The sequence below is a fragment of the Shewanella saliphila genome, assembly GCF_014648295.1.
Lineage (GTDB): Bacteria > Pseudomonadota > Gammaproteobacteria > Enterobacterales > Shewanellaceae > Shewanella > Shewanella saliphila.
In genome coordinates this window covers 1-14,444 of record NZ_BMQV01000015.1, presented here as the reverse complement: position 1 = coordinate 14,444, position 14,444 = coordinate 1, and the positions used below count along the sequence as shown (strand labels likewise).

Sequence of the window (14,444 nt, the reverse complement as noted above, 5' to 3'; positions counted from 1 at the left end):
TTATTAAGGTAGATATTATGCAAACTCGTTACACGCACATCGTTTTAGGGTTGGGGGCTACAGGGCTTTCAGTCGTGCGTTTTTTAGCAACTAAAGGCATTAAACCTTTGGTCATGGACAGCCGTCGTAATCCTCCAGGAGCAGAAACGCTGGCCCAAGAGTTTGCTGATGTTGAATTAATTGCCGGTGGGTTTGATTGTCGTTATTTAGTGCAAGCGAGCCAAATTATTATCAGCCCAGGTGTGCCAGTTGATACACCAGAAGTGCGCGCAGCACTCGATATGGGGATTGAGGTCATTGGCGACGTAGAATTATTTGCCCGTGAAATTGCTGACCGCAAACCTTGTGTTGTAGGTATTACCGGCTCTAATGGTAAATCTACTGTTACAACCCTAGTGTACGAGATGCTGCAAAAAGCCGGTATGTCGGTGGCCATTGGCGGCAATATTGGTACGCCTGCACTGGACTTATTAAGCCAAGGCACTGAATTTTTTGTTCTTGAGCTATCGAGTTTTCAACTTGAAACCACGCACTCGTTAAATTGTATTGCGGCGACCTGTCTAAACATTAGTGAAGACCATATGGATCGCTACAGTGACTTAAATTCGTACCGTGAAGCTAAATTACGCTTGTATCCACAAAGCCGTTTTGTGATGTACAACCTTGATGACGAGCTCACCTATCCGCTGGAACCGATGAACCAAAATCACTTTTGCCTTGGCGTACCAGAAGGTGATGCATGGGGCTTAAGTGATGGAAAAATTTTCCACGGTGATAGTGAAATCGTTAATTTAAATGATGTCACGCTCATTGGTAGCCATAACCACGCTAACTTACTTGCGGCAATGGCGTTAGCCTATGCCTGTGGCGTAGATAAAGAATCGATGGTTGATGTGGCCACCCATTTTGTAGGTTTAAGCCATCGTTGTGAGCTTGTTGGTGTGAAGCAAGGCGTGTCTTATATCAATGACTCTAAAGCGACCAATGTCGGCGCAACGGTTGCCGCGCTTGAGGGGTTAAGTTCACACCTTGGTGATTTGTATTTAATTGCCGGCGGTGATGGTAAAGGCAGTGATTTTAGTCCGCTTGCAGCGCCACTTGAGAATATCACTCAGCTGATAACCCTGGGTCGTGATGGTCCTAAAATTGCCAAGTTAAAAGAGGGCTCTTTAACGGTTAGCAGCATGGCCGAAGCAGTGGCAAAAGCGGCCGAGCTTGCATCGTCAGGAGACATTGTATTGTTGTCGCCTGCTTGCGCCAGTTTAGACATGTATAAAAACTTTATGGCTCGTGGCGATGACTTTAAGCAATGTGTGGAGTCGTTAGCTGATGGCGAGTAACGTGCAGCTTAGCTTGTTTAGGCAAGGCATAAAGTGGGCGTTACCGTCATTGTTGTCTGATGACAGTGCCCCAGGAATGCAGCTGTATGATCGTAGTTTTTTAGTCGCCATCGTTGGGTTGATGTGTTTTGGGTTTGTGATGGTGATGTCGGCGTCAATGCCAGAGGCCACCAAGTTAACCGGCGATCCGTTTCATTTTATGTATCGCCATATATTTTATTTGATTGGCTGTATCGCGATAGCGTTTGTGGTGCTGAAGTTTGATGTCAGTTACTGGGAAAAAAACAGCGGCATGCTAATGCTCGGGGTACTGGTTTTACTGATTGCAGTGTTGTTTATTGGTACCTCTGTTAATGGGGCAAAACGTTGGTTGTCAGTTGGCCCGATACGTATCCAAGTAGCTGAAATGGCCAAATTTATATTTATTGTGTACATGGCAGGCTATTTGGTTCGGCGCCATGGTGAGCTACGCGAAAACCGTAAGGGCTTTATTAAACCCATTTGTGTATACGGTTTGTTTGCATTACTGATTTTATTGCAGCCTGACTTAGGTACCGTGGTGGTGTTGTTTGTGTGTACGGTAAGTTTATTGTTTTTGGCTGGCGCTAGAATTATCGACTTTATGGCACTGATTCTACTTGGCGTAGTGACTTTTGTGCTGCTGGTATTGTTTGAGCCTTACCGTATGCGACGAGTCACCTCGTTTATGGACCCATGGGAAGACCCATTTGGTAGCGGTTATCAGCTAACTCAATCGTTAATGGCGTATGGCCGTGGTGATTGGTTTGGCCAAGGTTTAGGCAACAGTATTCAGAAGTTAGCTTATTTGCCAGAAGCGCATACCGACTTTATTTTTGCGGTTATTGGTGAAGAACTGGGGTTTGTTGGCATCATTATGGTGTTACTTGCGCTGTTTTTTGTCGCTCTACGTGCAATTAGGCTAGGCAATTTGTGTTTAAAGATGCAGCGCCCATTTGAAAGCTATGTGGCGTACGGCGTGGGTATTTGGGTGTGTTTCCAAACTGTGGTTAACGTCGGTGCCAGTATTGGTATGCTGCCAACAAAGGGACTGACTTTACCGTTTATTAGTTATGGTGGCAGTAGTTTATGGGTCATGACCGCTGCGGTCATGCTACTAGTGAGAATTGATTACGAGCGCCGGCTGAGTTTAGTGCAAGCTGTTCAAGGGAGAACAAGTTAATGAATAGCAATGTAAGTCGTTCTCCACGTATTTTGGTGATGGCTGGCGGCACTGGCGGGCATGTGTTTCCTGCTTTGGCTGTGGCAAAACATTTAGCAGAAAAAGGCTGGCAGGTACGTTGGTTGGGAACTGCCGATCGTATGGAAGCGCGTTTAGTGCCTCAACATGGCTTTGATATTGAGTTTATCGACATTAAAGGCGTTCGCGGTAATGGGTTAATCCGTAAATTAGCGGCGCCATTTAAGATTATACGTTCGATTATTCAAGCCAAAGCGGTGATTAATGATTTTAAGCCGAATGTCATTTTAGGCATGGGCGGCTTTGCCAGCGGCCCTGGCGGTGTAGCGGGTAAGTTATCTGGGGTGCCAGTGGTATTGCATGAGCAAAATGCTATTCCAGGAATGACCAACAAATTGTTGTCTAAAATCGCCAAAAAGGTGTTGTGCGCATTTCCTAATACCTTTGGCAGTGATCTCGCTAATGTAGAAGTGGTGGGAAACCCTATTCGCCAAGAGCTTATCGCATTAGGTGAGCAAACCAAAACAGCCCAGGTCGATGCGTTAAGAATATTAGTGGTAGGTGGCAGTTTAGGTGCCAAAGTGCTTAATGATGTGATGCCAGCCGTTGTGGCACATTTAAGTAAGCATCATTCGATTACTGTGTGGCATCAGGTGGGTAAAAACAATCACGCCGCCGTAAAAGCCAGTTATCAGCAGTTAGGGCAGTTAGACACAGTGAATGTGGCTGAATTTATTGATGATATGGAAGCGGCTTACCGTTGGACTGATGTGGTAGTTTGCCGTTCAGGCGCATTAACCGTATCTGAACTCGCAGCGGTTGGGCTTCCGAGTATTTTGGTGCCATACCCGCATGCTGTCGATGACCATCAAACCGTCAATGCGTCGGTATTGGTTGACGCTGGCGCAGGCTTTTTATTGCCACAAACGATTTTAAATGCAGACAACCTCGCAGCGAAATTACAGTTGTTTGCTGAAAATAGACAAGAACTAGCCCAAATGGGCCGTAAAGCCAGAGGCGTTGCAGTGTTAGATGCCACTCAACGAGTAGCAGATATATGCGCCTTAGTAGCAACAAAGGGTTGAAATGACAAAGACAGAAAGATACGCACAGCTTCGTAGCATGATCCCAGAAATGAGACGGATCAAGCGCATTCATTTTGTTGGCATCGGTGGTGCTGGCATGGGTGGTATTGCCGAAGTATTAGTCAACGAAGGCTATCAAATTAGCGGTTCTGACATTGCCGTAAACAGTGTGACAGAACGTCTGCAGCGTTTAGGCGCCAAGATTATTATTGGCCATCAGGCCCAGAGCGTCGAAAACGTCGATGTTGTGGTGGTATCGACGGCAATCAACCCGCAAAACCCTGAAATTATTACCGCCAAAGAGTTACGTATCCCGATTGTTCGCCGTGCTGAAATGCTGGCAGAGCTAATGCGTTATCGCCATGGGGTCGCTATTGCAGGCACTCACGGTAAAACCACCACTACGAGCTTAATAGCCAGTGTGTATGGTCAAGCTGAACGTGACCCGACCTTTGTCATTGGTGGGCTGTTAAATAGCGCAGGTACCAATGCACGCTTAGGTACTAGCCGTTACTTGATTGCTGAAGCAGACGAAAGTGATGCCAGCTTTTTACACTTACAACCTATGGTGAGTGTGATCACCAATATTGAAGCCGATCACATGGACACCTACGGTGGCGACTTTGAAAAGTTAAAAAACACCTTTGTCGACTTTTTACATAACTTACCGTTTTATGGCGTCGCCGTGATGTGTATTGATGATGAAGTGATCCGCGAGATCATGCCGCGCATTGGCCGTCAAGTTGTCACCTATGGTTTTAGTGACGATGCCGATGTACAAGCGATTAACTTTGCTCAAAACGGACATCAGTCAAGTTTTACCGTTAAGCGTCATGCTAAAGATGATTTAGACATTGTGCTTAATCTACCTGGGCAGCATAACGTACTCAATGCGTTAGCTGCGATAGCGGTTGCAAGTGAAGACGATATTGACGACGAGGCCATTGTACAAGCATTGGCTGAGTTTGAAGGCATTGGCCGTCGCTTCCAGCATTTAGGTGAGTTTGCTACCCCTAATGGTAATGTCATGTTGGTCGACGACTATGGTCATCACCCAAGTGAAGTGTTAGCAACGATTAAAGCGGCGCGAGCTGGTTGGCCAGATAAGCGCTTAGTGATGGCTTACCAACCGCATCGTTACAGCCGTACACGTGATTTATATGAAGACTTTGTTGATGTGTTATCGCAAGTCGATAGCTTGTTGCTACTTGATGTTTATGCAGCAGGTGAAGCGCCAATCCCTGGTGCAGATGGACGAGCTTTATGCCGCTCAATTCGTTTGCGTGGACAGGTAGACCCCATTTTCGTGGCTAGTCCAGACCAACTCGCTGCCGTGTTACCAGATGTATTGCAACAAGGGGACTTATTTTTAACCCAAGGTGCAGGCAATATCGGGGCATTATCGAAAGAGTTAGCCATCAGCGAACTAGGCTTTAAAGTGCAGGAAGAAGAACAAGGAAATGATTGATTTATCGTCAATTGTTGCGTTTAAAAATCGAGCTTTAATCCGTAAGGGTTGGTCGATATAATGGCCGATCTTTTGGGGCTAACCCCGGAACAACGTCAGAGGCGGAACTAAGGTGTCGTGGAGCGATAAAGGGCGCCAACTAAAACATAACCTAGCTCGTGTAAATTGGTACTTTTGCACTGGCGTACTGTTTTTGTTGAGTGTGCTCGGCACAATTGCTTGGGGTGGTTTTCAGCTTCATAACTTGCTCAATGACGCAGATGCCCTACCTATTGAGGCGGTAGCGCTTAAAGGTGAACGGGTTTTCACCACCGATGACGAAATAAAAAATGCGCTGCAATCGTTAATGCAAAATAGTTTTTTTAGCGCAGATGTTGTCGATGTACAAAAAGCATTAGAGGCATTGCCGTGGGTTTATCATGCTTCAGTAAGACGCGAATGGCCGGCAAAATTTAAAGTCACACTGCAAGAACAACAAGCCGTAGCGCATTGGAATAATACGGCTTGGTTAAATGTAAATGGTGAAGTATTTGAAGCGCTAGCTCATGCACAGCATGCGACTTTGCCCATGTTATCTGGCCCAGAAGGGACAGAACAAGAAGTGTTAACCAGTTTTCAGCAGTTAAATGATTTGCTCACAATTAATGGTTTTACCTTAGTCAATTTGCGATTAAGTCCACGTCACGCTTGGCATGCTGTATTAGCGAACGGGATTGAGATTGAACTAGGGCGAGAAGATAAAATGTCACGGATACAACGATTTATTAATGTGTATCCTACTTTGAAGCAAAGTAATAAACCAGTTGCAACCGTTGATTTACGATACGATACCGGGTTTGCAGTAGGCTGGGATGATCCAAAACAGAGAGCCGACAATAAATGACCAAGAATCAGGAAAGAAACCTCATCGTGGGGCTAGATATAGGGACATCCAAGGTCGCAGTGATCATTGGTGAAGTATTACCTGATGGTGAGATTAGTGTCATTGGTTTAGGTAACCATCCCTCACGCGGAATGGACAAAGGCGGTGTTAACGATCTTGACTCGATTGTACGCAGTGTACAGCGCGCATTAGATCAAGCCGAGCTAATGGCCGACTGCCAAGTATCGTCAGTGTACTTAAGTATTTCGGGTAAACACATTGCTTGCCAAAATGAAAATGGCATGGTGTCGATTAATGACGAAGAAGTCACACAAGAAGACGTCGACAATGTTATTCACACGGCACGTTCGGTAAAAATACCAACAGAGCGTCGTATTTTACATGTGTTACCGCAAGAATACTCAATCGACGTGCAAGACGGCATTAAAAGCCCAATCGGTATGTCGGGCATGCGTATGGAAGCTAAAGCACACATCGTGACCTGTGCAAACGACATGGCAAAGAACATCACGAAAAGTGTTGAACGTTGTGGTTTAAAAGTCGACGACTTAGTGTTTTCTGGTATTGCGTCGGCAGACTCTGTATTGACCAATGACGAGAAGGATTTAGGCGTATGTATCGTCGATATTGGTGGTGGAACAACCGATATTGCTGTATATACCAACGGCGCATTACGTCACTGTGCGGTTATCCCGGTCGCGGGCAACCAAGTCACCAGCGACATCGCCAAAATATTCAGAACACCGTTAACACATGCTGAGCAAATTAAAGTGCAATTTGCCAGCGCAAGAAGTTCAACGGTGAGCCGCGAAGACAGCATTGAAGTTCCGTCAGTGGGCGGTCGTCCTTCGCGCAGTATGTCCAGACATACATTGGCAGAAGTAGTCGAGCCAAGATACCAAGAATTGTTTGAGCTTGTGCTCAAGCAGCTGCAAGACAGTGGGTTAGAAGACCAAATTGCAGCAGGCATAGTGCTCACCGGAGGTACGTCCTCAATATCAGGTGCAGTTGACATTGCCGAGGCAACATTTGGTATGCCAGTTCGTGTGGCATCACCATTGCCTGTAAAAGGGTTATACGAATATGTGGATCAACCTATTTACTCAACAGGAATAGGCTTGCTTCATTATGGCGCAAGGCGAGTTATCGAACGTCAGTTTGAGCGACCTGAGCGTCAAGGGGTTACCAGCTTTTTGAATCGGGTCAAAAGTTGGTTTAAAGGTGAATTTTAATAACGCAGACATACGGAGATCAGACAATGTTTGAGATCATGGACACTCATTCAGACGAAGCGGTGATTAAGGTCATCGGCGTCGGTGGTGGTGGCGGAAACGCCGTCGAACATATGGTAAAACACAGCATCGAAGGTGTTGAATTTATCGTCACAAATACAGATGCCCAGGCATTACGCAAATCAAGCGCGGGTTCAACAATCCAGCTGGGTCGTGATGTCACTAAAGGCCTTGGTGCAGGCGCAAACCCAGATGTGGGTCGTCAAGCTGCTGAAGAAGATCGCGAAAACATCCGCGCTGCGATTAAAGGATCTGACATGATCTTTATCGCAGCCGGAATGGGTGGTGGTACCGGTACTGGTGCCGCTCCAGTTGTTGCAGAAATCGCACGCGAAGAAGGCATTTTAACCGTTGCTGTTGTAACCAAGCCATTCCCATTTGAAGGCAAAAAGCGTATGGCTTACGCTGAGCTAGGGATTGCAGAGCTAGCTAAACATGTGGATTCGTTAATTACGATCCCAAATGAAAAGCTGCTTAAAGTACTTGGCCGTGGCACATCACTACTTGATGCTTTTGCTGCCGCTAACAACGTACTTCTTGGTGCGGTTCAAGGTATTGCTGAGCTAATTACTCGCCCAGGCCTAATTAACGTCGATTTCGCCGATGTGAAAACCGTGATGTCAGAAATGGGTAATGCCATGATGGGTACCGGTGTTGCAACAGGTGACGACCGTGCAGAAGAAGCCGCAGAAGCAGCTGTTGCCAGTCCATTACTTGAAGATATTGATTTAGCGGGTGCGCGTGGCGTGTTAGTTAACATCACTGCCGGTATGGATATCAGTATCGAAGAGCTTGAAACCGTGGGTAACCATGTTAAAGCTTACGCATCAGACAACGCGACAGTGGTTGTGGGTGCGGTAATTGACCCTGAAATGAGCGAAGAGTTACGCGTAACTGTAGTTGCTACTGGTATTGGCGCAGAGAAAAAGCCAGACATTCAATTGGTTTCTAAGCCAGTTGCGCGTCCAGAGCCAGTTGCCATTGAGCCACGTCCAGAGCCAGTTGAAGAGGTTGCTCCTCAAACTAGCTATACAGCGGCGCCAAAAGGCAATGCGGTACCACAGCCACAACCTACTCAACGCCCAGATGCTGACTATCTTGATATTCCAGCATTCTTGCGTAAGCAGGCTGACTAAAACTCGGATAAAACGTGATGTTTTGCGTGATTAATGAGTACGCTGTTGTGAAAAAGATTATTTTGTAGGTCGGTTCACGATTTTGCTACTGAGTGCGTGATTTTTTTGTGAAAATCCAAACTTATGATAGCATGTCATACCAGATCTGCATGATAGTCTTAGGCTATTTTTGCAACTATTTGTTTAATATTGATATTTACGGGTTACTGAATGATTTTTCAAAGAACTGTTCAAAAAATGGTGAAGAGCACTGGAGTCGGATTGCATTCTGGCAATAAAGTGACTCTATGCATTATGCCCGCACCAGTAAATACAGGGATTGTACTAAAACGTACCGATCTTAGCCCCGCTGTGTCTATTCCAGCCAAGGCGGATATGGTGCGCGAAACAACCATGTGTACAGCCTTAGTCAATGATGCTGGTATTAGAATTTCAACGATTGAGCATTTGTTTGCAGCACTTGCCGGCTTAGGTATCGATAATGCCATTATCGAAGTCGATGCACCAGAAATCCCGATTATGGATGGCAGTGCAAGTCCGTTTGTGTTCTTACTGCAAAGTGCAGGGATTAAAGAACAAGCCGCACCGAAAAAATACCTTAAAATCACTAAGCCTGTGCGTGTTGAAGATGGTGATAAATGGGCAGAGCTAACACCTTTTAAAGGTTTTAGAGTTAATTTTAAAATTGACTTTGCTCACCCTGAAATTGCCCGTAGTCAACAACACATGATTATGGATTTTTCGACTTCAGCGTTTGTAAAAGACATTAGTCGTGCCAGAACATTTGGTTTTATGCGTGATATTGAATACCTACGTGCAAATAACCTTGCACTAGGTGGCAGCATGGAAAATGCCGTTGTACTTGACGAATATCGTGTATTAAACCCTGATGGTCTGCGTTATGAAGACGAATTCGTTAAGCATAAAATTCTCGACGCATTTGGTGACTTGTACGTAGCAGGTCATGCCATTGTTGGCGAGTTTACGGCATATAAAACCGGTCACGCACTTAACAACCAACTTGTGAGAGCGTTACTTGCCCAGCAAGATGCATGGGAACTTGTTAGCTTTGACAAAGAGGCTGATGTTCCCGTCAGCTTCATGGTTCCGGGTGCGCTGGCGCACGCTTAACCGTTAAGATTGCCTATTACGGCTGGCTAATGCAGCCAGCCGTTTTAGTTTTTCACCTAGCGTACCATCGACATGCTCCGCTAATGCTTCAATATGTTGTGCCGCAGTTGAACTGATTGCATTTTGATTAGTTGTGGGTTTTGGTCTCGCTAAGGCAAGCCCAGGATTGACTTTTACCTCAATAGCGGTAAGCATCGGAAGCGTGTCAACTTGAAGCTGTAGTAATAGCTTCTGCTTTTGAAAATTAATTCTCGCAGCCCATGCTGCTGAAGTGGTTTCAATTACAAGAACACCCTGGCGGAGATTGGCAACTTTAAGCTGCTCGGCCACAGGACCAGTTAATGTCTGTTTTACATATTGATTCAGACTATTTAATAGTTCTGCTTTCTCGGCAAGTTCAGGTAGTCGCCCTGACAAATGGACTAAATTGCTGAGATCTTGAGGGGGCTTTTTCATATGATAATAAGATGGCTGAATTAGGCTATGAGTGTAACAGTTTTTATCCAAGGTCGAAATGGCGTAACACGTTGGCAACCTAGCAAACGGTGGTTACTCCTACCTATTATTCTGATGGCCACAGGCACAGGAATATACCAATACAACACAGAGCGATTTGCTAGCCAACAAGCTAAAGTTGACGAAAACAAACAATTGCGCGAGCAGCAAAAGCAACAAGTGTTAGAACTCAAAAGCGCCACTGAAACCCAATTAGCAACGCTCGTTGCGCACGTGGCAAAAATGCAAGCCAAAATTACCCGACTTGAAGCTCTAGGCCAACAAGTTGCGCAAAACAATCTTCTTGATGATCAATTCGACTTCTCAGCAGAAGTAGGCATCGGTGGCTTAAGCGAAATAGGTAATGGCGTCGAATTAGGTCAGCTTATGGATGAAATGAATAAGCTGGCATTCAGAATTGATAATAATAATGTTCAGCTATCACTACTTGAAACAGTGGCATCTAATCTCCATATAGATGAAGAGCGTTATATATCAGGGCGGCCAATCAAGAAAGGTTGGTTATCTTCGCCCTATGGTTTACGAAATGACCCTTTTAATGGCCGCCGAACAATGCATAAAGGTATTGATTTCGCTGGCAAAGAAGGGGCAGATGTTATTGCGACTGCAGCAGGCGTAGTAACATGGTCAGGAAGCATGTTTGGATATGGTGAGTTAGTCGAAATTGATCATGGAAATGGTCTTCGCACTCGTTATGGTCATAATAAATCTCTGTCAGTAAACGTAGGTGACGTCGTTGCCAAAGGCGATAAAATTGCCAGTATGGGAAGCACAGGCCGGTCAACGGGCCCCCATGTGCATTACGAAGTGTTGCGCGGTAAACAGCAAATCGATCCACAAAAGTACGTCTACCGCAAAGCAAGTTAATAATATTAACGGTTAATGCGCTCAAATGAGCCAAACCTACAACAGATAAGTGATTAAGATGTTAGGCAAACTACTGACAAAAGTATTCGGAAGTCGCAACGACCGTACCCTGAAAAGTCTCGGAAAAATTGTAAACCAAATTAATGCATTAGAAGCGGATTATGAAAAGTTATCTAATGACGAATTGAAAGCTAAAACGGAAGAGTTTCGCAAGCGCCTTGACGGCGGTGAAACTCTTGATGACATCATGGCAGAAGCCTTTGCTGTAGTTCGTGAAGCATCAAAGCGTGTATTTGAAATGCGTCACTTCGACGTTCAGCTGCTGGGTGGTATGGTTTTAGACAGTAACCGTATTGCTGAAATGAGAACCGGTGAAGGTAAAACCTTAACGGCAACATTACCAGCATACCTTAACGGTTTAACAGGTAAGGGTGTACACATCATTACCGTCAACGACTACTTAGCTCGTCGTGATGCCGAAAACAACCGCCCATTATTTGAGTTCTTAGGTCTAACGGTAGGTATTAACGTAGCCGGACTAGGTCAGTTTGAAAAGAAAGAAGCTTACAATTCAGATATTACTTACGGTACTAACAACGAATTTGGCTTTGATTATCTACGCGATAATATGGCTTTTTCACCGCAAGAACGGGTACAACGTCCACTGCACTACGCACTGATTGACGAAGTCGATTCAATCTTAATCGATGAAGCGCGTACACCATTAATTATTTCTGGCGCAGCTGAAGATAGCTCTGAGCTTTACACTAAAATTAACTTGTTAATCCCAAGCTTAATTCGTCAAGATAAAGAAGACACAGAAGACGAAATTGGTGATGGCGACTACAGCATCGATGAGAAAGGTAAACAGGTTCATTTAACTGAACGAGGTCAAGAAAAAGTCGAATTACTGCTGATCGAAAAAGGTATGCTTGCCGAAGGCGATTCACTGTATTCAGCGACTAACATTTCGTTACTGCACCATGTTAATGCTGCATTACGTGCGCACACCTTATTTGAAAAAGATGTCGACTATATTGTACAAGACGATGAAGTCATCATTGTTGATGAACACACAGGTCGTACAATGCCTGGTCGTCGTTGGTCTGAAGGATTACACCAAGCTGTAGAAGCGAAAGAGCGTGTTAAAATTCAAAATGAAAACCAAACACTAGCCTCGATTACTTTTCAGAACTACTTCCGTCAGTATGAAAAGCTAGCGGGTATGACTGGTACAGCAGATACTGAAGCATTCGAATTTCAACACATCTACGGCTTAGATACGGTAGTGCTTCCAACAAACCGCCCAATGGTGCGTAATGATATGGCTGACTTAGTCTATCTGACCGCAGCTGAGAAATATGCCGCCATTATTAAAGATATCGAAAGTTGTCGCGAACGCGGTCAGCCGGTATTGGTCGGTACAGTGTCAATTGAGCAATCAGAATTGCTTAATGGATTATTGAAAAAGGCTAAAATTCCACATAGCGTACTGAATGCTAAATTCCATGAAAAAGAAGCTGAGATTGTTGCCCAAGCCGGTAGCTTAGGTGCAGTAACCATTGCAACTAACATGGCTGGTCGTGGTACAGATATCGTATTAGGCGGTAACTGGAACATGGAAATCGAAGCGTTAGCCAACCCTACGGCTGAGCAAAAAGCTAAGATTAAAGCTGATTGGAAAATCCGTCATGATGAAGTACTTGCCGCCGGTGGTTTACACATCCTAGGCACAGAGCGTCACGAATCTCGCCGTATCGATAATCAGTTACGTGGTCGTGCTGGTCGTCAAGGTGATGCGGGTTCATCACGTTTCTACTTATCTATGGAAGATAGCTTAATGCGTATCTTCGCATCAGACCGTGTATCGGGCATGATGAAAAAGCTGGGTATGGAAGAAGGCGAAGCGATTGAACATCCATGGGTGTCGCGCGCCATCGAAAATGCTCAACGTAAAGTAGAAGCACGTAACTTCGATATTCGTAAACAACTTCTAGAATATGACGACGTGGCTAATGACCAACGTCAAGTGGTCTACGCTCAACGAAACGAGTTAATGGACGCAGAAAGTATTGAAGACACCATTAAAAACATTGAACAAGATGTTATCGCTGGTGTTATCGATCAATATATTCCACCACAATCATTAGAAGAGTTGTGGGATGTTCCAGGTTTAGAGCAACGTTTATCAAATGAGTTTAATCTTAAACTCACCATTCAAGAATGGTTAGATAAAGAAGAAGACCTTCACGAAGAAACATTGCGTGAGCGTATTGCCGATACTTGGACGCAAGCCTACCAAACCAAAGAGCAAATGGTTGGCGCACAAGTGCTACGCCAATTTGAGAAAGCAGTCATGCTTCAAACGCTTGACGGCCTATGGAAAGAACATCTTGCGGCGATGGATCATTTACGCCAAGGTATCCACCTACGTGGTTACGCGCAAAAGAATCCAAAGCAAGAATATAAGCGTGAGTCATTTGAGTTATTCCAACAAATGTTAGAGACATTAAAAAATGATGTCATTAGCGTATTGTCGAAAGTGCAAGTACAAGCACAATCAGATGTCGACGAAATGGAACAGCGCCGCCGTGAGGAAGAAGCTAAGATTGAACATGCTTATCAACACGCAGCAGCGGAATCTCTCACAGGTGGATCAGAAGAACCAGCACCAGAAGCACCAAAAACAGTTGTTCGTGATGGTGAAAAGGTGGGTCGTAATGATCCATGCCCATGTGGTTCAGGTCTAAAGTACAAACAATGTCACGGTAAACTCAGTTAATTTATCAAATTCATTGTGAATAAAGGCAGCGTATACACGCTGCCTTTATTGTTTCTAACGTCGACAAAATACCAACAAAATAAAGCCATTGTGGATAACTTTGGGGGTAAATAGTGCGTATCGTGTAGTTAAGTGGCTAAAGGCATAAAAGATCGTAAAAAGATCATTTTTTTGCACAAAAGCGCTTGCACTAAATCTTAAGCTGCCTATAATGCGCATCCACTGACACGGCAGACAGCGAAAGCAAAAACCGGTGAGTGTTATCAAGCTATTGAGGTAGTGAAGATAACGGCAAAAAGAAGTTTGAAAAAACACTTGACGCCATAAAGGGAATGCGTAAAATACGCAGCCCTGACCTACTGAAACGGTCAACGCTCTTTAACAATTTATCAAGTAATCTGTGTGGGCATTCACAGGTGTTGAGTTATTCGAAATTGTCTTCTTGTTCTTCGGAACGTAGGCAATCAAAAAATTTAACTCAATGATGAGAATGTTCATAGTAATATGAAGCTACAGCAATGTAGTGAGTAATTTGTGAGCTCTTTGAGCGAAGCGAATTAAGACAGTAGAATTCATTGAGCCGTTCGACGTAGTCGAACAAAAAAACTTTAATTGAAGAGTTTGATCATGGCTCAGATTGAACGCTGGCGGCAGGCCTAACACATGCAAGTCGAGCGGTAACAGAGAGTAAGCTTGCTTACTTTGCTGACGAGCGGCGGACGGGT

The 14,444-nt window shown here is 44.8% G+C and carries 11 protein-coding genes and 1 rRNA gene; 11 read left to right on the top strand and 1 reads right to left on the bottom strand.

Annotated elements, in window-relative coordinates:
* The first annotated feature begins 17 nt into the window (after positions 1 to 17).
* The 8 genes from murD to lpxC all read left to right on the top strand — a co-directional run bounded on the left by murD (position 18) and on the right by lpxC (position 9,554).
* Positions 18 to 1,340 (top strand): UDP-N-acetylmuramoyl-L-alanine--D-glutamate ligase, encoded by a 1,323-nt coding sequence (gene murD, locus IEY48_RS09050; RefSeq protein ID WP_188919468.1) that lies wholly within the window; start codon positions 18 to 20, stop codon positions 1,338 to 1,340.
* A complete protein-coding gene (gene ftsW / locus IEY48_RS09045) occupies positions 1,330 to 2,541 on the top strand; it encodes a cell division protein FtsW (protein WP_188919466.1) in 1,212 nt (403 codons plus the stop codon). Before murD ends, ftsW begins: the two co-directional genes overlap by 11 nt.
* Positions 2,541 to 3,644, top strand: coding sequence for an undecaprenyldiphospho-muramoylpentapeptide beta-N-acetylglucosaminyltransferase (murG, locus tag IEY48_RS09040; RefSeq protein WP_188919464.1), 1,104 nt, complete (start codon positions 2,541 to 2,543; stop codon positions 3,642 to 3,644). Before ftsW ends, murG begins: the two co-directional genes overlap by 1 nt.
* A gap of 1 nt (position 3,645) precedes the next feature.
* Positions 3,646 to 5,112: a UDP-N-acetylmuramate--L-alanine ligase gene (murC, locus tag IEY48_RS09035; protein ID WP_188919462.1), complete on the top strand. Its 1,467-nt coding sequence runs from the start codon at positions 3,646 to 3,648 to the stop codon at positions 5,110 to 5,112.
* Between the two features lie 112 nt (positions 5,113 to 5,224).
* A complete protein-coding gene (locus IEY48_RS09030; protein WP_188919460.1) occupies positions 5,225 to 5,995 on the top strand; it encodes a cell division protein FtsQ/DivIB in 771 nt (256 codons plus the stop codon).
* Complete coding sequence (gene ftsA, locus IEY48_RS09025) at positions 5,992 to 7,227, top strand: cell division protein FtsA (protein ID WP_101088499.1); 1,236 nt, start codon at positions 5,992 to 5,994, stop codon at positions 7,225 to 7,227. The genes IEY48_RS09030 and ftsA overlap by 4 nt, the downstream gene beginning before the upstream one ends.
* Before the next feature lie 26 nt (positions 7,228 to 7,253).
* The gene (gene ftsZ / locus IEY48_RS09020) at positions 7,254 to 8,423 is read left to right on the top strand and encodes a cell division protein FtsZ (protein WP_188919458.1); all 1,170 of its coding nucleotides are present in this window, start codon (positions 7,254 to 7,256) and stop codon (positions 8,421 to 8,423) included.
* Between the two features lie 210 nt (positions 8,424 to 8,633).
* On the top strand, positions 8,634 to 9,554 hold the full coding sequence (gene lpxC, locus IEY48_RS09015; RefSeq protein WP_188919456.1) for a UDP-3-O-acyl-N-acetylglucosamine deacetylase: 921 nt from the start codon (positions 8,634 to 8,636) through the stop codon (positions 9,552 to 9,554).
* 3 nt (positions 9,555 to 9,557) lie between these two features.
* Here lpxC and IEY48_RS09010 read toward each other — a convergent pair whose 3' ends face one another.
* The gene (locus IEY48_RS09010) at positions 9,558 to 10,010 is read right to left on the bottom strand and encodes a DUF721 domain-containing protein (RefSeq protein WP_188919454.1); all 453 of its coding nucleotides are present in this window, start codon (positions 10,008 to 10,010) and stop codon (positions 9,558 to 9,560) included.
* 27 nt (positions 10,011 to 10,037) lie between these two features.
* On the opposite strand from IEY48_RS09010, the gene IEY48_RS09005 reads away from it, so the two are divergent.
* From IEY48_RS09005 to IEY48_RS08995, 3 genes are all read left to right on the top strand, one after another.
* Complete coding sequence (locus tag IEY48_RS09005) at positions 10,038 to 10,937, top strand: peptidoglycan DD-metalloendopeptidase family protein (RefSeq protein ID WP_188919452.1); 900 nt, start codon at positions 10,038 to 10,040, stop codon at positions 10,935 to 10,937.
* 58 nt (positions 10,938 to 10,995) lie between these two features.
* A complete protein-coding gene (gene secA, locus IEY48_RS09000) occupies positions 10,996 to 13,719 on the top strand; it encodes a preprotein translocase subunit SecA (protein WP_188919450.1) in 2,724 nt (907 codons plus the stop codon).
* Between the two features lie 609 nt (positions 13,720 to 14,328).
* Positions 14,329 to 14,444, top strand: a 16S ribosomal RNA gene (locus IEY48_RS08995); the annotation flags it as partial.

Coding starts and splice junctions, on each gene's coding strand:
- IEY48_RS09005 (WP_188919452.1), top strand. CDS start 10,038: ATGAGTGTAACAGTTTTTATCCAAGGTCGAAATGGCGTAACACGTTGG.
- IEY48_RS09010 (WP_188919454.1), bottom strand. CDS start 10,010: ATGAAAAAGCCCCCTCAAGATCTCAGCAATTTAGTCCATTTGTCAGGG.
- murG (WP_188919464.1), top strand. CDS start 2,541: ATGAATAGCAATGTAAGTCGTTCTCCACGTATTTTGGTGATGGCTGGC.
- ftsA (WP_101088499.1), top strand. CDS start 5,992: ATGACCAAGAATCAGGAAAGAAACCTCATCGTGGGGCTAGATATAGGG.
- ftsZ (WP_188919458.1), top strand. CDS start 7,254: ATGTTTGAGATCATGGACACTCATTCAGACGAAGCGGTGATTAAGGTC.
- lpxC (WP_188919456.1), top strand. CDS start 8,634: ATGATTTTTCAAAGAACTGTTCAAAAAATGGTGAAGAGCACTGGAGTC.
- ftsW (WP_188919466.1), top strand. CDS start 1,330: ATGGCGAGTAACGTGCAGCTTAGCTTGTTTAGGCAAGGCATAAAGTGG.
- secA (WP_188919450.1), top strand. CDS start 10,996: ATGTTAGGCAAACTACTGACAAAAGTATTCGGAAGTCGCAACGACCGT.
- murD (WP_188919468.1), top strand. CDS start 18: ATGCAAACTCGTTACACGCACATCGTTTTAGGGTTGGGGGCTACAGGG.
- murC (WP_188919462.1), top strand. CDS start 3,646: ATGACAAAGACAGAAAGATACGCACAGCTTCGTAGCATGATCCCAGAA.